Genomic DNA, 24,823 nt, shown 5'->3' on the forward strand with positions numbered 1-24,823 from the left:
CTTGTGCGTCGGACAGTAAAGCAGACCGAGTTACAAACTGCGGATGAGTTGCGCTAAACCGTTGCCGATTGAAGTCGGTTCCGGAAGTTTGAAGCGCTCAAGCAAGCGGGCATTGTTGGCGCGCGAATGGCGAATGTCGCCCTGACGTGGCGCTTGATGATTCACCGTCAAGGGATTGCCGGTGGCGGTCCCCAGTTCAGCGATCAGATCATTGAGGCTGGTGGAGCGGCTGAGGCCGATGTTCACTGCCCCGGCACGCGGCTCGCGGGTCTCCACGGCCTGGAGCAAAATGCTCACCAGGTCCAGCACATAGACGAAGTCGCGGGTTTGCTCGCCGTCACCGAAAATCGACACGGGCTGCTGTTTCAGCGCTCGCTCGGTGAAAATGCTGATCACACCGGAGTACGGCGAAGACGGATCCTGGCGTGGGCCGAAGATATTGAAGAAGCGCAGGATCACCGGCTCAAGATCGTGCTCACGACGATAGAAATCCAGGTAGTGCTCACTGGACAACTTGTCGCTGGCATACGGTGTGAGCGGCGATTTTGGCGTGTCTTCGTCGATGGCCGAACCTTCGCCATTGTTGCCGTAGATGGCCGCGCTGGAGGCGAACACGACGCGCTTGATCCCGGCCTTCAACATGTTTTCACAGACGTTGAGAGTGCCGACGAAGTTGCTTTGATGCGTACCGACCGGATCATCCACCGACGCTTGCACCGAAGCCACTGCCGCCAAATGAACGACGGCACTGCAATCGCGCATGGCCTGGGCCACGACAGCACTGTCGGCGACATCGCCAATGACCAGATTCAGATTGGCGTTATCCATGGGCAAATTGCTGACTTTGCCGGTGGACAGGTTATCCAGCACGCGGACTTTATAACCCTTGGCCAGCAACGCTTCTACCAGGTGCGACCCAATGAATCCCGCCCCGCCAGTGACCAATACGCGCTCAACGAACATGAAATTTCTTCCTGAATATTCAAGCGGATACCGATACTCGAAGTCCGCTGACGGTGTGGGCTTTGTCATCGTGTTGCGGTTGCGAACCATGGGAAACTGCCCAGTCACCACCGACATTTTTATGGCGCAAAGCCATCAAAACGCGGCCGATAATGGGAGATCAAACTGATACTGTCAATAGGTTGTCTATTTTGCCGCCGTACGGCAATTCACCTGCACCAATCGTCATTTTATTGACGACGATAATCGGATCCATTCTGAGCCGAAACATGCGCCAAGCCTGCTGATCATTGACGTACAACCCAGCTTCGTCCCGCCTCAGCGGTTCATCCATGGGATCAGCGATTCACCGAAACGCTACCCAGCGTAGCCACTGTAGAACGCCATGATGAAACTAAAACGCCTTTCCAGCGACAACTTGGCTGACACCCTGCGGCGGACGACAAACAGCATGATTGCAGCCGACCGTATTTTTTATCAAATACGGTTACGTTTCGGATACTCATAAAAATGGCTGACTCTCCACGCACACGTCGATAACTAGCCGAACGTCTGCGCAAAAGGTGCTGCGGCCTGTTCAATGGCACTGACGACATGAGGCGCCTGCTCACGATGTTGGGGATAACGTGCAATCACCACTTCAACTGCAGCAAGCATCTTCTGAATACGGTCTCTCGGCTTTTCAATATCACAGCTTTGCGCAAATTCCAGCAAACCTTGCCGTGAGGCAAACATCGACTTGTTGCCGGCCAGATCCAGAGCCAGCACATCGTCTGGAATGTACGCGGTGGTGTTAACAATGTCGTAAGTCGGCGCGAGGCGCGCATCGCGTTGTGTCGGCTCCGAATAGAGCAACCCGAAATTCTTCAAATGCGCATCGCCATTTCCGACGATGCAGCTCAGGGTAACGCTATCGAATAGTTGTTCAAGGGAGGAGCGCAGGTGCTTCGCCGGGCAGAACAAGCGGATGGCCTTGGCCATTGCCGCATAGCTTTTGCTGTACTTCTGATACGCGGAAAGTCCCATCAGAGAGGCCATATCTTCAAAGCCAATAGGGTTGAGCTGCTCGTCGCGATCAAAGCGCCGCATGACAAACAGCTTCGCATTATCAGACAGGTAAAACTGCGGGACAGGCAGCCCGGCTTCCTGGGCAGCCGACATGCAAAGGAACTCATTGATCGCCAGCCCCGGAAACTCGTCACGACCACTTTTAATGATCAACTCCGAGGTCTTCGATGTCACCCGTGGCAAGTCAGCTGCTTGCTGCTCTGGTACCAACACCTTGGGTTGAACACCTGAAATACCGGCCCGCAGGATATAGCGGTCGAGAAGTCCGGCAAAGATATCTTCCGTGCCGTCCCAGGTCAGAATCTCTTCGAGTTTTTCTCCCGGAAACTGCTGCTCCCGCAACAAGGCGTCGACCGCCTCGGAGCGCACATGAACCCGACCAATCGGTGAGCTGCTACCGGAAAGCGCCAGCAATAACATGGGATCGACGTTGACCGTTTTAGCCAGGCGATTTCGCAGTTGCTCCAGCACATAGCCTTCTGGCAGGTTCATCTGAAAAACAGGGTGCAGATCGCGTCGGCGAAATTCGTCAGCCCGCACCGGCATCGACAGGCTGATAGCCATACCGGGCAACGCCTTTTCGTGGTAACGAAAAATGTAATCGTCAGCGCTGGTGAGGATCCTGCCACTGCGCCCTTCGGGTGTAGTGACTGCAAGAGAAGTCATTTTCATTCGAACAGCTCCCCAAGCTCTTCAAGGGTTGGCATCGCCGCTGGAATAACCGCCAACTCACAATCCAGCGCGCCCAGGACGCGCGCGTAGGCAACCATGGCCACCGATTGCTTGCCTTGCTCTACCGCAATGATTTTCTGTCGAGTCAGTCCCGCAAGCTCGGCAAGCTGCGCTTGCGTAAGGCCGCGATTTATACGCTTATCGCGTATTTGTTTTCCAAGTCGGGCAATCAGCAGTGAATGATCCATGTTCTGTTACCGTTACATCGTTCAATCAATGTTTCGCATACATAACATATTAATCACGATGGCGCCGCGAGTTTTCGACGCATAGCATTTACGCTGCCTTATCCAGACAAAATCGTACTCGCCTGAAGTGCGGATTGATCGCTGTACAAACTCGTCTTATCGAGGTCAAAAGCCCTTCTACACTCAATCGGCAAACGCCCCTCTCCACCCGCCGAACGAGCCCCCATGACCTCCCTCAAAGATCGCCTCAAACAAGGCCGCGATGCGCGCAAGAAGTGTCCCCGCAGTTCCCACGCGGCACTAGGTAAAACCAACCGCGACCCGATTCCGCTGATCAAGGCGTCGAGTGAGGGGCGTGTCAAGTCGCTGGTCGAGTTGCGTTATGGCCGCATGCTGGTGTCGCCGTTCACCTTTTACCGTGGCAACGCGCTGCTGCAGGCGCATGACCTGGCTGGCACGCCGAACATGGGGCTGGTGTCGCCGGTCTGTGGTGATTGCCACCTGATGAACTTCGGCGGCTTTGCCACGCCCGAACGCAATCTGCTGTTCAGCGTCAACGACTTCGACGAGGTCCATCCCGGCCCCTGGGAGTGGGATATGAAACGGCTGGTGGCAAGTTTCCTGGTCGCCGCCCGTGATCTGCGCCATGGCAGTTCGGTGGAGGAAACGGTCTGCCATCAATTGGTGGGCGCCTATCAGGAGACCATGCTCGAATGCGCCGAACAAAGCACGCTGGAGACCTGGTACGAGTCCATCACCTACGACGATTTGCGCGCGCAGGCCAGTAAAAGCACCTTGGAGCATGTGCAACGCGCAATCGAAAAAGCCGAGCGTCGTACCCATGCCGAACTGCTGCCGAAAATCAGCGAACGTGACAAGCACGGTCGCCTGATCATTCGCGATGACTTGCCGGAAATTTTCCATCTGCACAACAACACCACTTTGCTGGACGCTGACGATGACTGGCTGCGTCTATCGGACTGGCGACCGTTGTTCGACACGTTCATGCGCGACTACCGCGCAACACTGCAAGCCGACCGTCGCGAATTGCTGTCGCGCTTCAACGTGCAAGACCTAGCATTCAAAGTGGTGGGTGTTGGCAGTGTCGGCACCCGCTGCCTGGTGGCGCTGCTGACCGACAAACAGGAATTCCCGCTGTTCCTGCAATTCAAGGAAGCACGCCGCTCCGTTCTCGCCGGGTATGTGAAGGCCAAGTCACGGGCACGGCATGAAGGCCAGCGCGTGGTCGACGGGCAACGCTTGATGCAATCGGCCAGCGATCTGTTCCTCGGCTGGACCACCGGCCCCAGCGGTCGTCACTTTTACGTACGCCAGTTGCGCGACATGAAAGTGTCGGCCGAACTCGAAACCTTTGATGGCGAAGCATTCGCCGCCTACGGTCGGCTCTGTGGTCGCGCCCTCGCCCGTGCCCACGCTAAATCTTCCGGATACGCCGCACAGATCAGCGGCTACATCGGCAAAGGTGACGCACTGGCCGATGCGCTCTACAAATATGCCCAAGGCTACACCGAGCAGAACGAACGCGACTTCGAGCGCTTCCAACTGGCTTGCCGCAAGGGCCGTTTGCGGGCGCGTTCGGAAGCCGATTTTGCGGCGGATCATTTGCCTTGATAGCCGTTGGCAACACATGACTCCTGACTCTGCCGGCCCTCGTCCGTCGGCAGAGTCGACGCATTGCATGCAAATCACCGCACACTCTTCTTGCAGCCACGCCCAGCCGATCTATATGATAAGTATTATCATTTGTGATATTTACTCATTCGGCGCCTTCCCACAATGCTCCCATCCTCCCAAACCAGCTTCTGCGACGTGGCCATGCTTTACCGCCAACAGCACAGCTGGCTACAGAACTGGCTAAGGCGCCGGCTGAACTGTTCGCAAAGCGCGGCGGACCTGGCTCAGGACACGTTCATGCGTCTGCTGACCAAGGATCAGGTCCCGGAGCTTCACGCCCCGCGCACTTTCCTGGCAAAAGTGGCGCAGAGCGTTTTATCCAATCACTACCGTCGGCAAAAACTTGAACGCGCCTACCTTGAGGCGCTCGCCGCGATGCCTGAGCAGGTAGCGCCGAGCCTGGAAACCCAGGCAATTCTGCTGGAAACCCTGATCGCCCTCGATGCCGCTCTGGAAAGCCTGGAGCGTCCGGTGCGCGAGGCATTTCTCTGGTCTCAGGTCGATGGCCTGGGCCACGGGGAAATCGCCGAGCGTCTCAACGTGTCCATCACCACGGTCAAGCGCTACATCATCAAGGCCGGCGCGATGTGCATCATGCTTGATGAAAGTCTGGACTCACTGTGAACGGCAACGACAGGCCATCGATCTCGGGCGACATCGCTGAGCAGGCCATGCATTGGCATCTGGAGCTACAGGAGCACGACATCAGCGAAGCGACGCTGGCGGCCTGGATGAACTGGCGTCAAGCGCATCCTTTGCACGAGCGCGCCTGGCAACGGGCCGAAGCGTTCGCCCAACGCATGAGTGACATCCGCAGCCCAAGCCAACGTGCGCTCGCACAGGCAACGTTGCGACCGACGCTGTCGCGGCGCGCGGTCATCAAGCAACTCAGTGTTTTGCTGGCGGCCGGTGCCGGTGCCTGGACTCTGAAAGATACTGCGCTGGTGCAAGACATGACCGCCGATTACCACAGCCGGATCGGCGAACAACGGCGTATCGCGCTGGCCGATGACACGCAGGTTCAACTCAACACCGACAGCGTCATCAACGTCGTCTTCGAGCGCGAAAGCCGGCGGATCAAACTGCTGCGTGGCGAAATACTGATCACCCGCGACCACAGTGCCGATGGCCGTCTGCTGTCGATTGATACCGCCGACGGTCGCCTAGAGGCCGCACTGGCGCAGTTCAGCGTCAGGCAACGTGTGGGGTTCACGCAAGTGAGCGTTTATCAGGGCACGCTGCTGCTCAGCCCCTCGCTGCAACGCCGTGAGCCGGTTGTGCTGAAGGCTGGCGAGCAGGTCAGCTTCAACGACCAGGGCTTGATGCTGCGGCAAACCGTGGCGTTGGCTGCACCGGCCTGGACACAAGGCATGCTCGTTGCCCAAGGCCAACGGCTGGCGGATTTCCTCGATGACTTGAGCCGCTACCGGCGTGGGCATCTGGCTTGCGACCCGACGATCGCCGATGTTCGCGTGTCCGGTACGTTCCCCCTGGCCGATACCGAACGAATCCTCTTCGCCGTCGCCGACACCCTGCAGCTCGACGTTCAGCAGTTCACCCGCTACTGGGTCACGCTGAAACCCCGAATGGCCTGATGCTCAAATTATTTTGCGCTTGGGTGGTCCGTTTTCGATTCTCGCGAGACTTAAACCCCAGACACTCAATTCAATGGGGAACAACTCGTGGACTTCACCGCACGCAAACGCCAGGGCTGGCATTTTTCACTCAAGCAAAACCTGGCTGGCGCAGTGGTTCAAGGCATCGCCTGCATGACGGCAACCGCTCCGATGCTGATGCTGCCGAACTGGGCAGTCGCCGCCGAACAAACGCAGCAGGACTTCGACATTCCCGCCGGACCGCTCGCACCGGCACTGGCCCGTTTTGGCCAGACCGCGCACATCCTGCTTTCCTACTCCACGTCACTGACCGACGGGCGTACGACGTCGGGGCTCAAGGGGCGTTACGCAACGGATCATGGCCTGGCGATCCTGCTTGCCGGCACCGGGCTGGAGAGCAGCCAAGGTGACAATGGCAACTACTCGCTGCACGCCAGTGTCGGCGATGCATTGCAGCTGGGCGCGGTGTCGATTTCCGGTAAGGCGCCGGGTTCGATTACCGAAGGCACCGGCCTTTACACCACCTACTCGTCCAGTAGCTCGACGCGCCTGAACCTCACCCCGCGGGAAACCCCGCAATCGCTGACCGTCATGACTCGCCAGCGTCTGGACGACCAGCGCCTGACCAACCTCACCGATGCCATGGAAGCCACGCCCGGCATCACGGTCGTGCGCGATGGCCTGGGGTCCGAGACCGACGCCTACTGGTCGCGCGGCTTTGCGATCCAGAACTATGAAATCGATGGCGTTCCCACCAATACCCGCCTGGACAACTATGCGCAAAGCATGGCGATGTACGACCGCATCGAAGTGGTACGCGGCGCCACCGGCTTGATCAGCGGCATGGGCAACCCGAGCGCGACCATCAACCTGATCCGCAAACGCCCGACCGCCGAAGCGCAGGCCAGCATCACGGGCGAGGCCGGCAATTGGGATCGCTACGGCACGGGGTTCGACGTGTCCGGGCCGCTGACCGAAACGGGCAACGTTCGCGGACGATTCGTCGCCGACTACAAAACCGAAAAAGCCTGGATCGACCGCTACAACCTGCAATCGCAATTGATCTACGGCATCACCGAGTTCGATCTGACCGAAGACACGTTGTTGACCATGGGTTTCAGCTATCAACGCACCGACGTCGACTCGCCGTTGCGCTCCGGCCTGCCCACGCGTTTCAGTACCGGCGAACGCACCAACCTCAAACGCTCGATCAACGCAGCACCGGACTGGTCGTATAACGATCACGAGCAGACCAGTTTCTTCACCTCCATCGAGCAGCAATTGGGCAATGGCTGGAGCGGCAAGATTGAACTGACCCACGCCGAAAACAAATTCGACGAGCTGTTCAACTTCGCCATGGGCGATCTCAACAAGGATGGCAGCGGTCTTTCGCAATTGCCGGTGCGCTTCTCCGGCACGCCGCGCCAGGACAACCTCGACCTATACGTCACCGGCCCGTTCGGCCTGTTCGGCCGCGAGCACGAACTGATCACCGGCATGACCTTGTCCAAGTACAAGGAGAACGTACCGGGCTGGGGTGGCTGGCGTTACGACTACGCCGGGTCCCCGGCAGGTGCCATCGACAACCTCTACAACTGGGACGGCAACTCTGCCAAACCGGCCTTCACCGAGAGCGGCAAATCGTCGATCGACGAAGACCAGTACGCCGCTTACCTGACCTCGCGTTTCAGCGTCATGGATGACCTGAGCCTGATCCTCGGCAGCCGCGTGATCAACTGGAAGCGCGACACTTCGGACCGCCCTTACGGCGGCGAGGAAACCGAGGTCAATCGTGAAGAAAACGGTGTGTTCATTCCCTACGCCGGTGTGGTCTATGACCTGAACGACACCTGGTCGGTGTACGCCAGCTACACCAAGATCTTCAACCCGCAAGCCTCGTGGGTCACCGACGAAGACAACAAACCCCTCGACCCGATGGAAGGCAAAGGCTACGAGATCGGCATCAAGGGCACACACCTGGACGGCAAGCTCAACTCCAGCCTGGCGCTGTTCAAACTGGAGCAGGACAACCTGGCGATCTGGCAACACGACAACGTCTACAGCGCCGAACAGGACACCACCTCCAAAGGCATCGAAATGGAGCTGAACGGCGAACTGGCCGAAGGCTGGCAGGCGTCTGCCGGGTATGCGTACTCGGTCACCACCGATGCCGACGACCAGCGCATCAGCACCAACCTGCCGCGCAATAGCGTGAAGACCTTCAGCACCTATCGCCTGCATGGGCCGCTGGACAAAATCACCCTGGGTGGCGGCGTGAACTGGCAGAGCAAAGTGGGCGCCGACCTGCACACCTTCAGCCAGGGCAGCTACGCGGTCGCCAACCTGTTGGCGCGCTATGACATCAGCCACAACCTCAGTGCGTCGGTGAATCTGAACAACGTATTCGACCGCGAGTATTACAGCCAGTCCGGCCTGTACGGTGTCTACGGCGCCCCGCGCAATGTGATGACAAGTTTCAAGTACAACTTCTGATATCCGGTGGATTCGCTGGGTGCACGCAGCGCTTCTGGCTTGCGCCGCCCATCGGCAGGCAGATGAACTTTTCTTCACCCCACCGCCGCGCGCCAACCTGTACATTTGCCTCGCTCATTCAAGAAACTACGGTTTGCCCGCCCTCCCGCGGGCTTTTTTTTGCCTGTAGATTGCTCGTCATTCGCAACCTGATCCGGAGCGCCGAATGACGATCTTCACCCTACCCTGCAAACGCCTGAACCTGGCCGTCCTCAGTCCGAGCCAGGCTTCGCTGGAAGGCGACTTCTACCTGCGAAACCAGGCACACCTCGCGCCGTGGTCACCGATCCGTGCAGACGATTACTACACACCGGAAAAAATCCGCTCACGCCTCGCGCAGCAAGCCATGGCGTTTGAAGAGGGCTATGCGGTGCACTTCGCTGTGCTCGATCGCGACAGCGGCCAGATGATCGGCGCGTGCAATTTCAGCGGTATCGTTCGCGGGGCGTTCCAGTCCTGTTATCTGGGCTATCACATCGACCATGGCCATCAAGGCCAAGGCCTGATGCACGAAGCCGTGGACGCGGGCATTCGCTACATGTTCGAAACGCTGAACCTTCACCGGATCATGGCCAACTACATCCCCGGCAACGAACGCAGTGCGCGGTTGCTGGAGCGTCTGGGATTTGCACGTGAAGGCTATGCCAAGGCGTATCTGAACATCGATGGACGATGGCAGGATCACGTGCTGACGGCGCGGGTCAGCACGGTGTGGGAAGACCCGGACCGGCAATGGTCGCGCAGCCTGGGTTGATTCATCTGTGTGCCGGGGCGCCCTACTGTAGGAGCGAGCCTGCTCGCGATGGCGTCGGCTCAGTCGATAAAGACCTCGCCTGAATCACCGGCGTCTCCAGCCGCGTCCGTCCATAAAACGCCAGCGCTGTCAGCAAGCATGCCAGCCAGACGACGATGCCGGCCCAGAACGTGTGGGACATGTAGTGCCAACCCTGCAGCACCCGCGTAGTGCCGTAGACGAATCCCAGCGCCAGCGAGCCGTAAAGGACGGCCTTGGAATAACGCCAGCGATAACGCCGCGCCACGAAGTACAGCGCCAACATGGTGAAACCACCCGACGCATGCCCACCCGGCCAGCAACGGCCGTCACCGGCGACCTTCAGCAAATCAAAGTTTTCGTACCATTCCTTATGTTCGATCTTGCCGCCGTACTGGGTCGTTTCAATCGGGCAGTACACGCTGGTGTGGCCCTTGAGGTAGTGGATCACCCCAGTGCTGATGGAAAACGCGAACACCACGTAGAGAAAATCCCGCCGATGCTTGCTGGCGAACCGCAGCACGGGTGCCACTTTGATTCGCTCCAGAAACGCGATGATTTTCGGATGTTTTTCCGCCTTCAGGCGTGGCCAGAGAAACGACAGCAAAGCGCCAAGGATTGCGATCTCGCCGGTCCAGTTCGGAATGATCCTGGCCCATTTGTGCGTGATCTTCTCGAACAGGTGCACATGGTCCAGCGGGAACGTTTGCGTCACCGGGTCAAAAAAAAGATTGTTGAAGGCGATGTCGATTCTGGTCAGATCGAACATCAGGAACACCACCACCGCACAGGCCAACGGGATGCCGAAATTGACCGCATAAAAGTCAACACGCGAGCGTGAATTCATAGGATCCTCACCGATCGCCAGTCCGAAGCTTCGATCAGGCCGAGCATGCGCGGCGCTTGCTCCTGCGCCGCCGTGATGAACATCGCTGCGCCATAGCCCGGTGTCGAGTTCGACAGCTTGAGGTCTTTTTCCAATTGCCCCATGCATTCGCTGTGGGTCACCAGAATCAGGTTGCGCCCGGCGACCTTGTGCGCCAGCGCATCACGCAACATCGTGCCCTTGCAATTGACCAGCCAGTCGTCACCGCTGCCGACCTTGTTGAACATGTACCCGGCCGTTTGCGCCGTACGCATCACCGGGCTGTTGTAAATATCGGCATGGTCGAGCCCCAGTTGTTCGAATCGAGCACCGACGGCCACCGCTACGCTGCGCGAACGGTCGGTGATGCCATCGTGGCCGACCAGGCAAGCGGCACGGGAGTGATCACAGCGCTCGACGTGGCGCACCAGCACAATCACGTCGCCCTTGGCCCATTCCGACAGCATGGCGCGGGCACCCGCGACATTGCCGTGGGCCAGGTCCGGCACGCCGGCTGGCCGCAACAGAAACACCGTGAGCGGGACCACCAACAGCGCCGAGGCCAGTACCACCGCCGCATTGCGATAACGGGCAAAACGGCTCAGATCGATCGAGCGGCTTACACCGAACAGACTCAGTCTCAATTCCACATCAAGCCGCCTCACCGGCATGCAACCTTTGATTCAATGCCACGAGGGTAAAGAGGCCGACGTCGGTAGCCAGTGAAACGCATGTGAAAAAAACCTTGTTACACAACCCCGCCGACAAAATCCTTTCAGCTCTCGCGATTGCTGCCGATACAGACCGTCTACACCGCATGCTGGCCCCCAAAAACAACAATCTTCCAGCCAACCGACGATCAAGAAGCACACGTTCCTGGAGGAATTTTGATGAATAGCTGGTTCGGCAATATCAGCGTGAACCTGAAACTGGGCCTGGGGTTTGGCCTGGTACTGGCCTTGACCTGCGTGCTCGCCCTGACCGGCTGGACCAGCCTGGGCAGCCTGATCGACCGTAGCAACTGGATGAGTGACATCACCCAGCTCAACGCCGGCCTGACCAAGCTGCGTGTGGTGCGCCTGCAATACATGCTGGCCAACGGCGACGAAACCATCGCACAGAACGTGCAAACCACTCTCGAAGCGTTTTCGGCTCAGCAGCAAGCGTTGCTGGTGAAGTTCAAGAGCCCGGAAAACCTCAAGCTGCTCAGGGAGCAAGGCACCGTCATCGATGCCTACAAAACATCCCTGAACAAAATGCGCGGCGCCTACCGCGCCGGCAACAGCGCGCGCGACGTCATGACCGACAATGCCGAAACGGCCAATACGCTGATCAACGACATCAACACCCGCGTACAGCAAATGCCGCTGAGCGACCAACGCTTCGAACAGTTCCAGGCCATCACTGCTGCCAAGGAAGCTTTTCTGCTGGCACGCTACGAAGTGCGTGGCTATACCGCCACCACCAACGCCGAGACTGAACAAAAAGCTGTCGCGCAACTCGACCGGGCGATTGCCAGCGTGAAATCCCTCAACGCCCAGTTCGCTGATGTGCAGCCAGACGCCTTGCGTCAATTGGAAAGCGCCTTGGCCAGTTACCGCAGCGCGTTGCAGGCCTACAAGACCGCAAACAGCGATGTCGTGCAGGCGCGCAAGGAAATGACCGACCAGGGTGCGGCCATCGTCAGCCTGAGCGAGCAGCTGTATCAGATCCAGCTGGACCGTCGTGACGCTGAAAGCGCCAAGGCCCGCACCCTGCAATTGGGCAGCACGCTGCTGGCCTTGTTGGTGGGCATCATTGCGGCCGTGCTCATCACCCGACAGATCACCGGCCCATTGCGTGACACCCTGGCGGTGGTCGATCGCATCGCCAGCGGCGACCTGTCCCAGGACGTCAAGGTCACCCGCCGCGATGAACTCGGCGTATTGCAGCAAGGCATTGCGCGCATGGGCGTGACCCTGCGCGACTTGATCAGCGGCATCCGCGACGGCGTCACACAGATCGCCAGCGCCGCCGAAGAACTGTCGGCCGTCACCGAGCAAACCAGCGCCGGGGTCAACAGCCAGAAAATCGAGACCGATCAGGTCGCCACGGCGATGCACGAGATGACCGCCACCGTGCAGGAAGTCGCGCGCAACGCCGAGCAAGCGTCGCAAGCTGCCGCTGCGGCCGATGGCGAAGCCCGTGAAGGTGACAAGGTGGTTGGCGAAGCCATCGCGCAGATCGAACGCCTGGCCAGCGAAGTCGTGCGTTCCACTGAAGCCATGAGCGTGCTGCAACAGGAAAGCGACAAGATCGGCAGCGTTATGGACGTGATCAAGGCCGTGGCCGAACAGACCAACCTGCTGGCGCTCAACGCAGCGATTGAAGCGGCCCGCGCCGGTGAAGCCGGACGTGGTTTTGCCGTGGTGGCCGACGAAGTCCGTGGCCTGGCCCAGCGCACGCAAAAATCCACCGAAGAAATCGAAGGCCTGGTGGCCGGTTTGCAGAATGGGACGCAGCAAGTGGCGACGGTGATGAACAACAGCCGCACCCTGACCGACAGCAGTGTCGCGCTGACCCGCAAGGCTGGTGCCTCACTGGAAAGCATCACCCGCACGGTGTCCAACATCCAGTCGATGAACCAGCAGATCGCCGCTGCCGCCGAACAGCAAAGCGCCGTGGCCGAAGAAATCAGCCGCAGCATCATCAACGTGCGCGACGTGTCGGAACAGACTGCCGCCGCCAGCGACGAGACCGCCGCGTCCAGCGTTGAACTGGCGCGGTTGGGAAATCAGTTGCAGCAGATGGTGAGTCACTTCCGCGTTTGACGCTCGGTCAGCGCTGAATCACAAAACCAATCGCGGGCAAGCCCGCTCCCACAGGCTCAGTGAGTACCTTGTGGGAGCGAGCCTGCTCGGATAGCGGTCTACAGGGCAATGAAGGGACTCAAGCTTCCCACGGATTAATGACCTCCAGCCCGGAAAACTCAAAGTCCCGAACATTGCGGGTGGCAATCGGGGTTCCATGGCTTCGGCAAACAGCGGCAATTTGCGCATCAGCCATTGACGCCGCGCGCCCCTTCGCCTCACAACTCGCCACCAGCGTCGCGTACTCGACCGCAGCATGAACATCGAAAGGCAATATCCGACCGGCAAAGTCTTCTTCGAACATCGCCATTGCATGGGATTCAAGTTTTTGTTTGCGTTTGCCGGACGGAAGTCGAGCTATACCGTGAAGGATTTCTGCCACGGTCACAGCGCTGATGGCTAGTTCCATTGCAGGCTGGGCATCCACCCAGGCAAGCACCTGAGCGTCAGGCTCGACCCGCATGAACTCTGAAAGAACATTGGTATCGAGCACTATCATTCAGAGAAGTCCACTGCAGTCGCTTTCTCCTGCCGTGCAGACAACTCAAGCTCAACGCCACCGCAAGCACTGAACCTGCTACGAATTCTGCTGCCCAGACCTCCGGCACGGTCGACGGTAGCCAAGGCTCTTCCGAGAATCAGGCGAGCTTCCTCTTCCATTGAATGCCCGTTGTGGGCGGCCGCAATGCGTAGCTGCTCTTTGATCTGATCATCGAGGTTTCGAATTGTGATACTGGCCATGATGCCTCCTGCAATCAGTGAAATCATTGATTGCAGGCTAGCACACCAAGGTTCGATAAAACTCATTCAGGTGCCGAACGGCCAATCATGCCGCTTTCAAGATATGAACCCGCTATTTGACCAAGTTTGGCGCGAAGTTAAAAACAACTACAGATTATTCAGTGTGAGAAATTTTCGATCTTGAACTGCCCCTCGGAAAAGGTCGCAATAATTTCCAATTCGCCGCCCATGGCTCGAATTTGGCTGCGTAAGGTGCTGATGTACAAATCTGTTCGCCGCTCCATTTTGGCGATCGATACCTGGTTAACGTGCAGCGCTTTGGCCAATGTGTTTTGGCTAAGTGCTTGTGCCTGACGCAGCTGGTGCAATGGCATTTCCGCCCGCAGTTTCTTGATCAATTCTTCGACGCGTGCTTGAGATTCAAGAGAACGATGCGCCACCAAGTCAGAGAATTTTTTAGCCATTTCCGTAGCTCTCTTTCTTCAAAATAGACCAAGAGAGCAACTGTATGGGTTGCGGGGCTCGTCGAACCGCCCTGATAACGGACTCAAATGTTAGCGATGATTTCGGGTCGGCGCTGGACGTAATCGAGTGTCCGAAAGGGAATTACCTGCCGAAGGAAAACTTGATGGCGATGCGAGTAGCTGCTCCTGATTGCCCCTTGTAGGAGGCCAATGTGAGCTTGCTTGAAATGATATCCACCAGATCATTCCCACGCTCCCGCGCGGGAATGATCAATAGCTATCTAAAGCTCAAACACTAATCGCATTGGTAAACACCAACCGATTACCAAACGGATCGCTAATGGTCATGTCCTGGCTGCCCCAAGGCATGGCCTGGATTTCTGGCCGGGCGAACGTGTATTCCTTGGCCAGCAGTTGCTGCTGGAAGGCTTCCAGTTCGTCGGTCTCGATGCGCAGGGCCGAGCCCGGTGTGGCGTCGCCGTGGTGTTCGGACAGGTGCAACACGCATTCACCGCGGGAGATTTGCAGGTACAACGGGAAGTTGGCTTCAAAGCGGTGCTGCCAGTCGATCTTGAATCCGAGGAAGTCGACATAGAATTCAACGGCCTTGATTTCATCGAAGATACGCAGGATCGGGGTGGTTTTGCCGAAGCTCATCGAGTTGCTCCCAGACAGAAATAGCCCAGAGTGTAGCCGGGCTGTACGTCAGCAATTCGGCTTGTTGATGGCTTTCTTTAATCTCAATGTGCCATCACTGTGACGCGCTGCACGAATCTTCAATTAAAGCCGTCACGCAGATCCCCTTCCCGTGCCAGGAACCGTCCTTCCCGGCGTCCATTGGCCTGACCGTCCTGATAACTCAGCACGCCGTTGACCCACACGCCCTCGATGCCTTCGGCCGCTTGTTGCGGATCATTGAAGTCCGCCACATCACGAATGGTCGCCGGATCGAACAACACCAGATCGGCCCAATGGCCTTCACGGATCTCGCCGCGTTCCTTCAAGCCAAATCGTGCCGCCGACAGCCCGGTCATTTTGTGCACGGCGGTGTGCAGTGGAAACAATCCTACGTCGCGACTGAAATGCCCGAGCACCCGTGGAAACGCGCCCCACAAGCGAGGGTGCGGAAACGGATCTTCCGGCAATCCATCGGAGCCGACCATCGATAACGGATGGGCGAGGATTCTGCGCACATCGCTCTCGTCCATGCCGTAATACACCGCACCTGCCGGTTGCAGTTGGCGGGCGGTATCGAGCAACGACAGGTTCCATTCGGCAGCGATGTCCATCAAGTCGCGCCCGCCCATTTCCGGGTGTGGCGTCGACCAGGTAATGGTGATGCGATGGGCATCGGTGACTTGCTTGAGATCCAGCGTCGAGGAGCTCGCCGCATAGGGATAGCAATCGCAGCCCACCGGATGGGTTTTCGCAGCGTGTTCAAGCGACGCCAACAGTTGTGGACTGCGCCCCCAGTTGCCGGCGCCGGCACACTTGAGATGGGAAATGATCACCGGGGATTTCGCGTGACGGCCGATCTGGAATGCCTCGTCCATGGCCTCCAATACCGGTTCGAACTCGCTGCGCAGATGGGTGGTGTACACCGCACCGAACGCCGTCAGCTCTTCGGTCAATTGCATGACTTCATCGGTGGAAGCCGAGAAGGCGCTGGCGTAGGCCAGGCCGGTGGACAAGCCCAACGCACCGGCCTCCAGGCTCTCGCGCAATTGCTCGCGCATCGCCGCAATCTCTTCAGCGGTGGCGGTGCGGAACAGGTCGTCGAGGTGGTTGCTACGCAGCGCGGTATGCCCGACCAACGCGGCAACATTGAGCGTGGTGTTCGCCGCTTCGACCGCTGCGCGATAGTCGCTGAACGTTGGATAAACGAAGGCTGCGGCCGTGCCGAGCAGGTTCATCGGGTCCGGCGGATCGCCGCGCAAACTTACCGGTGAAGCGCTGATCCCGCAGTTGCCGACAATCACCGTGGTTACGCCCTGACTGAGCTTGGGCAGCATCTGCGGCTGGCGGATCACCACCGTGTCGTCGTGGGTGTGCACATCAATGAATCCCGGTGCCAGCACCTTGCCCGCCGCGTCAATTTCTTCATTGGCCTGGGCATCGTGCAGGTCGCCGATGCGCTCGATGCGCCCGTTCAGGATCGCCACGTCAGCCGGGTACGCGGGGCTGTTGCTGCCATCGATGATCAGGGCATTGCGGATCAGCGTGTCGTACATCATGTCAGTCTCCCAGCGGCAGGTGATCATCGCCGCCTCGGTAATCGTCCAGGGCGAGTTTGATCCGCCGCAGACGTTCTTGATTGTCTTGAGGATTGGCCAGTGCCAGCTCGGTGGCAAGCACGTCAATGGCCAGCAGCATGCCGTAGCGCGCTGCCGTGGGTTTGTAGATGAATGAGGTCTCGGCGCTTTGCAGTGGCAGGACGATGTCGGCCAGTTGCGCCAGCGGCGAGTCGGCGCGGGTGATGGCCAGAATGCGTGCGCCGTAGTTGCGCGCCAGCTCCACCGTCTCTACCAGCTCCGGGGTGATCCCGGTCAGCGAGCAGACGATGACCACGTGTTCCGGGCTGAGGCTGGCAGCGGTGACGCGCATCATCACCGCGTCGTGGCACACCGCGATCGGGTAACCGAGGCGCACCAGACGCACCTGCAATTCATCGCTGCACAGGGTCGAGCAACCGCCCATGCCGAACGCGTGAATCATTCGCGCCTTGCCCAGCAGTTTGACCGCATCGGCGAAACGCGACTCGTCGAAGGCCGACAGGTGCTGACGCAGCGTCGACTCGATATCGCCGACGATCTGCCCGTAAAACGCCGACTGATCCGGTGTACCCGCCGGGTCGAGAAAGCGGCTGCCGACGCCGTTGGCTTGGGCCAGTTGCAAGCGCAGGTCACGCAAATCCTTGCAGCCGACCGTGCGCGCGAAACGCGACAGCGTGGCGGTGCTGACCTCCGCCCGCACGGCCAATTCATCGAGGCTGGCGGACGCGGCAAAACCTACGTCGTCGAGCATCAGGCGAGCGATGCGTCCTTCACCGGCGCTGAAAGAATCCTGGCGGGCACGAATCTGGTAAAGGATGTCCATGACGGGCGACTCCGGTTAAATCAGGTAAGAAAGGCCGACGGTCAGACCGAAAGCAACAAGCGAGATCAACGTCTCCAGCACCGTCCAGGTCTTGAAGGTCTGTGCGACCGTCATGTTGAAGTATTCCTTGATCAACCAGAAGCCGCCGTCGTTGACGTGAGAAAAAATCACCGACCCGGCGCCAGTCGCCAAGACCAACAGCTCCGGATGCGGGTAGCCCAGGCCGATGGCCACTGGTGCAACCACGCCCGAGGCCGTGGTCATCGCTACCGTGGCAGAACCGGTGGCGATGCGCATCAGCGCGGCAAACAGCCAGCCCATCAACAGTGGCGACAGGTGGAATTCGTGGGCCAGACCGACGATCTGGTCGGTGACACCGGCGTCCACCAGAATCCGGTTGAGGCCACCACCGGCACCCACCAGCAGTGTAATGCTCGCGGTCGGCGCCAGGCATTCGTTGGTGAACTTGAGGATCGATTCACGGTTGAAGCCCTGTGCCAGGCCGAGGGTCCAGAAGCTCAGCAAAGTCGCCAGCAACAGTGCAATCACCGAGTTGCCGATGAACAGCAGGAACTGGTTGAACCCCGTACCCGGCGTAGAAATCAGATTAGCCCAGCCGCCGATCAGCATCAGCACCACCGGCAACAGAATGGTCGCCATGGTGAGACCGAAACCCGGCAGTTTGTCGCGCGGTTCGCGTTCGAGGAACTGACGCTCCAGCGGGTTTTCCGCCGGCAATTGAATACGCGGCACAATGAACTTGGCGTACAGGGGACCGGCGATGATCGCTGTCGGAATACCGATCGCAATCGCATAGAGCAACGTCTGCCCCACCGACGCCTGATACACCTGCACCGCGAGCATCGCCGCCGGGTGCGGAGGCACCAGCGCATGCACCACCGAGAGCCCGGCGACCATCGGCAAGCCGACCATCAGGATCGACACACCGACCCGACGCGCCACGGTAAACGCAATCGGCACCAGCAACACGAAACCGACTTCGAAGAACAGCGGCAAGCCGACCAGGAACGCAATGCAGACCATCGCCCAGTGCGCGTTCTTCTCGCCGAAGCGGTCGATCAAAGTCCGAGCCACCTGCTCGGCGCCGCCGGACTCGGCCATCATCTTGCCGAGCATCGTGCCCAGCGCCACCACCAGCGCGATGTGCCCCAGGGTCTTGCCAACGCCGGCCTCGTACGCCCCCACCACACCCGACGGCGGCATGCCCGCCACCAGCGCCAGCCCAATGGAAATCAGGGTGATGACAATGAACGGGTTGAGCCGGTAACGCGCGATCAGAACGATCAAAGCAATGATGGCGATGGCGGCATACACCAGCAGCCAATAGCCGAAGGACAGGGTCATGCGGTACTCCTCGAGAGGGTCACGTCGAAATATTTGTGAAACTCTTAAAACATTTCGAGGCGTGATTATCAAACGAGGTGAAAGTAATTTTCGTGGAGAGGTAAGGCGTGTCGCTAATGGATATGTCGTGTCGCGAATAATGAAAATCGGCCAGGCGAATTTTCATCCGCCTGGCCTGTTGCCGGCTCAGTCGTGGTGAACCCGGGCGCGCCTGAGCAACTTCTTGCAACGCTCCGACAAATGCAGCACCCGCAGGTGCTTGCCGGCCTTGCTGTAGCGTTCGCGCAGGGTGTCCAGTGCGGCGATGGCCGAGTAGTCGACGAAGCTCAGATGGCGACAATCGAGCGTCACCTGCGCCGGATCGTTGGCCGGGTCGAATTGATTGAGGAAGGGCGTGGTCGAGGCGAAAAACAACGTGCCGTGGACCCGGTACAGCTTGCTGCCGTCATTTTCCAGATGACTGTCGGCGTACAGCTGCCGAGCCTGTTGCCAGGCGAAATTCAGCGCCGCGATGATGATGCCGCACAGCACAGCGGTGGCGAGATCGGTGAATACCGTGATCGCTGTCACGGCGATGATCACCAGCGCATCGTTCAGCGGCACCTTGTTCATCACCCGCAGCGAGGCCCAGGCGAAGGTCTGTTGCGACACCACGAACATCACCCCGACCAGCGCCGCCAGCGGAATGCGCTCAATCAGCGGCGACAGAAACAGGATGAACAACAGAATCGAGACCCCGGCCACCACACCGGACAAGCGCCCACGCCCACCGGAGCTGAGGTTGATCACGGTCTGGCCAATCATCGCGCAACCGCCCATGCCGCCGAACGCACCGGAGACCATGTTGGCCGCGCCCAATGCCACGCACTCGCGATCCGGATAGCCACGACTTTCGGTGATTTCATCAGTCAGGTTCAGGGTCAGCAGGGTTTCCAGCAGGCCGACCAGCGCCATCAGGATCGCGTACGGCGCGATGATGCGCAGGGTATCCAGGTTCCACGGGATGTCCGGCAGCGCCAGGGTCGGCAAACCACCGGCGATGTGCGCCATGTCACCCAGGGTGCGGGTTGGCAAACCCAGCAGATAAACCGCCAGGCCCACACCAAGAATGGCCACCAGCGCTGGCGGTACTGTGCGCGTCAGTCGCGGCAGCAGGTAGACAACCGCCATGGTCACTGCGACCAGGCCGATCATCATGTACAGCGGCGTGCCACTGAGCCAGCTCTCGCCATTTTTGAAATGCTCCAGTTGCGCCAGCGCGATGATGATCGCCAGGCCATTGACGAAACCGAGCATCACCGGATGCGGCACCATGCGCACCAGTTTGCCGAGCTTGAGCAAACCGAACGCCATCATGATCAACCCGCCCAGCAACACCGTGGCCAGCAGGTACTGGACACCGTGTTGCACCACCAGCGCGACGATCACCACCGCCATCGACCCGGCCGCACCGGACACCATGCCCGGGCGCCCACCAAACAGCGCGGTCAGGGTGCAGATGATGAATGCGCCATACAAACCCATCAGCGGATTGAGATGGGCCACGAGGGCGAAAGCGATGCATTCGGGTAACAAGGCGAAAGAGGTGGTGAGCCCGGCCAGAAGGTCGGCTCGCAGATGTCTAGGTTTCATGAGGACCGCATACAGGGCGAAAAGAGTGTGCAGATGTTACGGAATCGCAGCCAACCCGGCCAGTTGCAGGGACGTTGAAAACGCCATCGCGGGCAAGCCACGCTCCCACAGGTATTTTGCCGCTCACAAAATTATCGAACGACGCAAAACCTGTGGGAGCGGGCTTGCCCGCGATGGGAACAACGCGGTCTAAAGCGAACTCACACCATTTCGTCGCGAATCCACTCCACTACCGACGTCCGCTTCGGCACCCAGCCCAGCAATTCACGCGCATGCTTGCCGCGAACCCGGCTGTTGGAGCCCAGGCCATAGTTGGCCATTTCATAACCCCACTCGGCCTCGGCATCCTTGAGCGGCCAATCCTGCGACTCGCCCAGATTCAACGCCTGCGCCATGGCCGTGGTCATGTCGATGAACGACGCTTCGCCGCTTTCGACAAAATAGAACGTGCCCGGTACGTTTTTGGTCAGCGCCAGCAGGTACAAAGCAACTACGTCTTCGATGTGTACGTTGGACCAGATGTTCTGGCCCGTGCCCACATGACGCACCACGCCACTTTTACGCGCCTGTTTCAGCAAACGCGGCAACTGTACGCTGTCGCGATTGACGCCCAGGCTGTGGCCATAGATCAGCGTGTTGCAGATCACCGCCGAGTTCACCCCGTCTTTCGCTGCGGCGAGGATCAGATTATCGATAGCCACGCGTGCGGCCTTGTCGACGGTGGGTTCCGGCAGGTTGTCTTCGAAGTAGATGACATCGCTAGATTTACCGCCCGACGCATCGCCAACGATGCTCGAACCGCTGGTGTGCAGAAACACTTTGTTGGAACCGCGCAAGGCATCGAGCAAGGCTTCGACTGCGCCACGATGGTCGCTGCTGGCGGCGTTGATCACGGCATCGGCGGCGCGGGCCTGGTCAGCGAGCAGTGCGCTGTCGTCAAGCGTGCCGATGACTGGCGTGATGCCCAGCGCTTTCAGTTCATCCGCCTGTTCGGCGTTGCGCACCAGGCCTTTGACGCTGTGACCTGCCTGGATCAAGCCTGTGGCGATGGAACCGCCGATAAAACCCGCTGCACCGGTAACGAATACGTTCATGGAGAAACTCCCTGCGTGAATAAGTGATGCAACGAGTATCAAGCACTGTTCCTTGACGAAAAATCCCCGCTGACCCAATTCACTCTTGCGCAGTAATCACGAATCAGTCGTTGAAATCGTCGGTGGCGTACAGCGCCAGTTTGCTCTGGATAAAGTCCAGAAAGCACTGAATTCGCAAGGCCAGTTGCGAGTTACGGTAGTACACGGCGTTGATCGGCTGGCGATAGCCGCTGTTGAACTCCGCCAGCAGCACCTTTAAACGCCCGGCGCGAATGTCTTCGATGGTCATGTAGTGCGACAGGCTGGCGATGCCCTGCCCTTCCAGCGCCAGTTGGCGGATGGTTTCACCGCTGGAGGCACTGAGCGACGCCTGAATCGGCCAACGATCGCCGTGCACATAACGCAGCGGCCACTGGTTGAGTCCTTCGTTCTGGGTGAAGCCCAATAGCGTATGCGCGGACAGGTCGGCCACCGCCGTTGGCGTGCCGTGTTTTTCCAGATACGCGGGGCTGGCGACGATGTGTAACGGACTGCATCCCAGGGAGCGGGCGTGCAGGGTCGAATCGGCCAGGGTGCCGATGCGAATGGCGATGTCGGTACTTTGTTCCAGCAAATCGATGATCAGGTCGTTGCTGTTGAGCTCAAGCTGGATATCGGGATAGAGCCGTCGAAACTCATCGATGTACGGCACGATGGCGTGCAGCATGAACGGCGAGGCGGCGTTGATGCGCAGGCGCCCGGACGGCGTTTGCTGGCGCGAGGTCAAGCGCTCTTCGAGCTCGTCCATCTGATCGAGAATCAGCTTGGCGTGCTCAAAAAAATACTTGCCCTCTTCGGTCAGGTCCATGCGCCGCGTGGTGCGATTGATCAGCGTGGTGTCGAGCTTGGCCTCCAGCCGCGAAAGCGTGCGGCTGACCGCCGACGGCGTTTGCCCGACCTGCTCGGCCGCCGCGGAAATCGACCCGCACTCAATCACGCAGACGAAAATCTGCAACTCATCGGATCTGGCTTTCACGTGTGTCCTCTTTCGCTAATCGGCGTGGCATGGATCGTTAGGATCGCAGCCTGCGGCAGCTCCTACAGAGTATTGCGTACACGCAGGAGCTGCCGAAGGCTGCGATCTTTTTAGCCATTGCGACCGATAGTAGCCGAGCGTTACGCCTTAAGGCCAAACACCTCGGTCAAGTGCTGCTCATAACGCGCCACGTCGCCTTCGATGTTCGGACGTTTCATCACGTCCACACTGAGGAAAGTCGGCAGACCGCTCATGCCGAGGAACTCGTTGGCTTTGTGGAACGGGAAATACACCGCGTCCACGCCTTTGCCTTCAAAGAAATCAGTCGGGTCGTCGAAGGCTTGCTGCGGGGCGTTCCAGGTCAATGACAGCATGTATTGCTTGCCTTGAACCAAACCGCCGCTGCCGTACTTTTGCGAAGCATCGGAGCGGGTGCGGCCGTCGCTGGCGTACAGGCTGCCATGGCCTTCGGTGAAGACTTCGTCGAGGTACTTCTTCACGGTCCAGGGCGCGCCCATCCACCAGCCAGGCATCTGATAAATGATTACATCGGCCCAAAGGAATTTGGCGACTTCTTCAGCCACATCGTAGCCCTCGTCGATGAACGTGGTTTTCACGTCCACGCCGCCGCGATCCAGCACGCTCAACGCGGCTTCGTGCAAGGTGGTGTTGTAGCGGCCATCGGAGTGCGCAAACTTCTTGCCGCCATTGAGCAACAGAACTTTTTTCATGGGAGGTCTCGGGAAGGTCAGGAATCGGATGGCGGCAGAGTAACGATGCGCCTCGCGCGGAAAAAGCACCCGAACGGCAAAATACATTTGACCTAAACGCACGAATCAACTGGCAATTGTTGCCTTAGACTGGCGCCGATTCTGACTTGAGGAGCGTTTTTCATGAGTGATATGCAAGGCTTCATCCTGCACGCCAAGACCCGCCCGGAAAAATCCGACGCCTTCGAAGCGTTTTTCAGCGGTTATGTGGAAGCGAGTCGCGCTGAACCCGGCTGCATCGAGTACCACATGCTGCGCGACAAGCAGGATCCAACGCTGTTTATCTTCTACGAAATCTGGCAATCCCAGGCCCACCTCGACGTGCACTCGAACCTGCCGCACATGAAGCAGTTTCTGGAACAACGCGACGAATACCTGGAGCGTGACTTCGAAATCCGCGCAATCGAAATGATCAGCCCGTCGTCTGCTAGCCGCTGATCAGCAAATGGCCGCCGAGCAATCCCAGGCCAACGAAAAATACCCGTTTGAACAGCACGGCGCTGATCCGCTGGCGTAGCCATTGCCCGAGCAACATGCCAAGCACCGCCGGAATCAGCGCCAGCATCGACGCACTCAACTCCCCCCCGCCCAGCGCCCCGCGCCATAGCAGCCCGCCCGCCAGGGCCAGGGTCGAGACAGTGAACGACAGGCCCAATGCCTGCACCAGTTCATCCTTACTCAAACCCAGCGCTTGCAGGTACGGCACCGCTGGAATCACGAACACCCCGGTCGCCGATGTGATGACGCCGGTCACCAGGCCGCAAAGCGGACCGAGCCAACGCTCAGCACGAGCGCCCATGTGCAGGGTCGGCAGGCACAACCCGCTCAACGCATAGAGCAACAACGCCGCCCCCAAACCGCGCACCACCCAGTGCCCACCGGCCATGCCGATCCACAGCGTGCCGGCGCCGGTGCCGAGGAAAATCGCCAACAGCATCGGCCACAAGCGTTTGATCAGGGCCGACAGATGCCCGCCGAATGCCAATTGCCAAACGTTGGTAACTGTTGCCGGGATGATCAGCAACGCCGCAGCCTGCGACGGGGCCATAGCCAGACCCAGCAAGCCCATGGCAATGGTTGGCAGTCCGAGACCGATCACGCCTTTGATCATACCGGCTAGCAAGAAGGTGCCGATGACCAGCAGTGAAAGGGCCAATCCGAGATTCTGATAAAACGCCGAGAGAGTATTCATGGGGCCATGGTGAGCCCTCGGGGTTCGATTGAAAATCTGCCATATACTGAGGCTGCCTCTCTTCGGGCAAGAGGCTGAGTAATCGGGTGGGTTTACACAGCTAGCGCCTACCGGGGATTGGTGAACGACACATAACCACTGTGGGAGTCAGCCTGCTAGCGATGGCGCCCTCCC

25 protein-coding genes and 1 pseudogene are annotated in these 24,823 nt (G+C 59.1%); 8 read left to right on the forward strand and 18 right to left on the reverse strand.

Annotated elements, in window-relative coordinates; all coding sequences use genetic code 11:
- Positions 1-30 precede the first annotated feature (30 nt).
- The 4 genes from KVG88_RS10500 to KVG88_RS10515 form a co-directional block, all read right to left on the reverse strand.
- Positions 31-963: an NAD-dependent epimerase/dehydratase family protein gene (locus tag KVG88_RS10500; RefSeq protein ID WP_217871288.1), complete on the reverse strand. Its 933-nt coding sequence runs from the start codon at positions 961-963 to the stop codon at positions 31-33.
- Between the two features lie 160 nt (positions 964-1,123).
- A complete protein-coding gene (locus KVG88_RS10505; RefSeq protein ID WP_217871289.1) occupies positions 1,124-1,297 on the reverse strand; it encodes a hypothetical protein in 174 nt (57 codons plus the stop codon).
- A gap of 206 nt (positions 1,298-1,503) precedes the next feature.
- Complete coding sequence (locus KVG88_RS10510) at positions 1,504-2,703, reverse strand: type II toxin-antitoxin system HipA family toxin (RefSeq protein WP_217871290.1); 1,200 nt, start codon at positions 2,701-2,703, stop codon at positions 1,504-1,506.
- Entirely contained in the window at positions 2,700-2,951 is a 252-nt protein-coding gene (locus KVG88_RS10515) for a helix-turn-helix transcriptional regulator (protein ID WP_217871291.1), read from the reverse strand. The genes KVG88_RS10510 and KVG88_RS10515 overlap by 4 nt, the downstream gene beginning before the upstream one ends.
- 225 nt (positions 2,952-3,176) lie before the next feature.
- On the opposite strand from KVG88_RS10515, the gene KVG88_RS10520 reads away from it, so the two are divergent.
- The 5 genes from KVG88_RS10520 (at position 3,177) to rimJ (ending at position 9,548) form a co-directional block, all read left to right on the forward strand.
- Positions 3,177-4,583, forward strand: a complete 1,407-nt coding sequence (locus KVG88_RS10520) for a DUF2252 domain-containing protein (protein WP_217871292.1) — start codon at positions 3,177-3,179, stop codon at positions 4,581-4,583.
- Between the two features lie 165 nt (positions 4,584-4,748).
- Positions 4,749-5,270 (forward strand): sigma-70 family RNA polymerase sigma factor, encoded by a 522-nt coding sequence (locus tag KVG88_RS10525; RefSeq protein ID WP_217871293.1) that lies wholly within the window; start codon positions 4,749-4,751, stop codon positions 5,268-5,270.
- Positions 5,267-6,241 carry a FecR domain-containing protein gene (locus KVG88_RS10530; RefSeq protein WP_367616836.1) on the forward strand — a complete coding sequence of 325 codons (975 nt, stop codon included), beginning with the start codon at positions 5,267-5,269 and terminating at the stop codon, positions 6,239-6,241. The genes KVG88_RS10525 and KVG88_RS10530 overlap by 4 nt, the downstream gene beginning before the upstream one ends.
- Positions 6,242-6,415: 174 nt before the next feature.
- Entirely contained in the window at positions 6,416-8,755 is a 2,340-nt protein-coding gene (locus KVG88_RS10535; RefSeq protein ID WP_217871325.1) for a TonB-dependent siderophore receptor, read from the forward strand.
- Positions 8,756-8,960: 205 nt separating this feature from the next.
- The gene (rimJ, locus tag KVG88_RS10540) at positions 8,961-9,548 is read left to right on the forward strand and encodes a ribosomal protein S5-alanine N-acetyltransferase (RefSeq protein ID WP_217871294.1); all 588 of its coding nucleotides are present in this window, start codon (positions 8,961-8,963) and stop codon (positions 9,546-9,548) included.
- Between the two features lie 22 nt (positions 9,549-9,570).
- Here rimJ and KVG88_RS10545 read toward each other — a convergent pair whose 3' ends face one another.
- Both KVG88_RS10545 and pmrG read right to left on the reverse strand, forming a co-directional pair.
- The gene (locus tag KVG88_RS10545; RefSeq protein WP_217871295.1) at positions 9,571-10,413 is read right to left on the reverse strand and encodes a phosphatase PAP2 family protein; all 843 of its coding nucleotides are present in this window, start codon (positions 10,411-10,413) and stop codon (positions 9,571-9,573) included.
- Positions 10,410-11,081 (reverse strand): lipopolysaccharide core heptose(II)-phosphate phosphatase PmrG, encoded by a 672-nt coding sequence (pmrG, locus tag KVG88_RS10550; RefSeq protein ID WP_150705261.1) that lies wholly within the window; start codon positions 11,079-11,081, stop codon positions 10,410-10,412. The genes KVG88_RS10545 and pmrG overlap by 4 nt, the downstream gene beginning before the upstream one ends.
- Positions 11,082-11,456: 375 nt before the next feature.
- On the opposite strand from pmrG, the pseudogene KVG88_RS31315 reads away from it, so the two are divergent.
- Both KVG88_RS31315 and KVG88_RS31320 read left to right on the forward strand, forming a co-directional pair.
- Positions 11,457-12,335, forward strand: a pseudogene (locus KVG88_RS31315) (methyl-accepting chemotaxis protein); the annotation flags it as partial.
- 201 nt (positions 12,336-12,536) lie between these two features.
- Positions 12,537-13,241: a methyl-accepting chemotaxis protein gene (locus tag KVG88_RS31320; RefSeq protein WP_412071309.1), complete on the forward strand. Its 705-nt coding sequence runs from the start codon at positions 12,537-12,539 to the stop codon at positions 13,239-13,241.
- Positions 13,242-13,359: 118 nt separating this feature from the next.
- On the opposite strand, the gene KVG88_RS10560 is transcribed toward KVG88_RS31320, so the two are convergent.
- From KVG88_RS10560 to mdaB, 11 genes are all read right to left on the reverse strand, one after another.
- On the reverse strand, positions 13,360-13,779 hold the full coding sequence (locus tag KVG88_RS10560; RefSeq protein ID WP_150705263.1) for a type II toxin-antitoxin system VapC family toxin: 420 nt from the start codon (positions 13,777-13,779) through the stop codon (positions 13,360-13,362).
- Positions 13,776-14,021 carry a FitA-like ribbon-helix-helix domain-containing protein gene (locus tag KVG88_RS10565; protein WP_150705285.1) on the reverse strand — a complete coding sequence of 82 codons (246 nt, stop codon included), beginning with the start codon at positions 14,019-14,021 and terminating at the stop codon, positions 13,776-13,778. The genes KVG88_RS10560 and KVG88_RS10565 overlap by 4 nt, the downstream gene beginning before the upstream one ends.
- 158 nt (positions 14,022-14,179) lie before the next feature.
- A complete protein-coding gene (locus tag KVG88_RS10570) occupies positions 14,180-14,485 on the reverse strand; it encodes a helix-turn-helix domain-containing protein (RefSeq protein WP_217871297.1) in 306 nt (101 codons plus the stop codon).
- Between the two features lie 288 nt (positions 14,486-14,773).
- On the reverse strand, positions 14,774-15,142 hold the full coding sequence (locus KVG88_RS10575) for a glyoxalase superfamily protein (RefSeq protein ID WP_150705265.1): 369 nt from the start codon (positions 15,140-15,142) through the stop codon (positions 14,774-14,776).
- A gap of 119 nt (positions 15,143-15,261) precedes the next feature.
- Complete coding sequence (locus tag KVG88_RS10580; protein ID WP_217871326.1) at positions 15,262-16,719, reverse strand: N-acyl-D-amino-acid deacylase family protein; 1,458 nt, start codon at positions 16,717-16,719, stop codon at positions 15,262-15,264.
- 1 nt (position 16,720) lies between these two features.
- Positions 16,721-17,581 carry a MurR/RpiR family transcriptional regulator gene (locus tag KVG88_RS10585; protein WP_150705267.1) on the reverse strand — a complete coding sequence of 287 codons (861 nt, stop codon included), beginning with the start codon at positions 17,579-17,581 and terminating at the stop codon, positions 16,721-16,723.
- A gap of 15 nt (positions 17,582-17,596) precedes the next feature.
- On the reverse strand, positions 17,597-18,946 hold the full coding sequence (locus KVG88_RS10590) for a GntT/GntP/DsdX family permease (protein WP_150705268.1): 1,350 nt from the start codon (positions 18,944-18,946) through the stop codon (positions 17,597-17,599).
- A gap of 186 nt (positions 18,947-19,132) precedes the next feature.
- Positions 19,133-20,578 (reverse strand): SulP family inorganic anion transporter, encoded by a 1,446-nt coding sequence (locus KVG88_RS10595; protein WP_217871298.1) that lies wholly within the window; start codon positions 20,576-20,578, stop codon positions 19,133-19,135.
- Positions 20,579-20,778: 200 nt separating this feature from the next.
- Entirely contained in the window at positions 20,779-21,672 is an 894-nt protein-coding gene (locus KVG88_RS10600; RefSeq protein ID WP_150705270.1) for an NAD-dependent epimerase/dehydratase family protein, read from the reverse strand.
- Positions 21,673-21,775: 103 nt separating this feature from the next.
- Positions 21,776-22,687, reverse strand: a complete 912-nt coding sequence (locus tag KVG88_RS10605) for a LysR family transcriptional regulator (protein WP_150705271.1) — start codon at positions 22,685-22,687, stop codon at positions 21,776-21,778.
- A gap of 140 nt (positions 22,688-22,827) precedes the next feature.
- Positions 22,828-23,418 (reverse strand): NADPH:quinone oxidoreductase MdaB, encoded by a 591-nt coding sequence (gene mdaB / locus KVG88_RS10610; protein WP_217871299.1) that lies wholly within the window; start codon positions 23,416-23,418, stop codon positions 22,828-22,830.
- Between the two features lie 162 nt (positions 23,419-23,580).
- Here mdaB and KVG88_RS10615 point away from each other — a divergent pair, with 162 nt between their 5' ends.
- Positions 23,581-23,895 (forward strand): putative quinol monooxygenase, encoded by a 315-nt coding sequence (locus KVG88_RS10615; protein ID WP_150705273.1) that lies wholly within the window; start codon positions 23,581-23,583, stop codon positions 23,893-23,895.
- On the opposite strand, the gene KVG88_RS10620 is transcribed toward KVG88_RS10615, so the two are convergent.
- On the reverse strand, positions 23,885-24,649 hold the full coding sequence (locus KVG88_RS10620; protein WP_217871300.1) for a sulfite exporter TauE/SafE family protein: 765 nt from the start codon (positions 24,647-24,649) through the stop codon (positions 23,885-23,887). The genes KVG88_RS10615 and KVG88_RS10620 overlap by 11 nt on opposite strands.
- Positions 24,650-24,823: the final 174 nt, after the last annotated feature.

Origin of the sequence: Pseudomonas azerbaijanoccidentalis, from assembly GCF_019145495.1 — a bacterium.
Classification (GTDB): Bacteria; Pseudomonadota; Gammaproteobacteria; order Pseudomonadales; family Pseudomonadaceae; genus Aquipseudomonas; species Aquipseudomonas azerbaijanoccidentalis.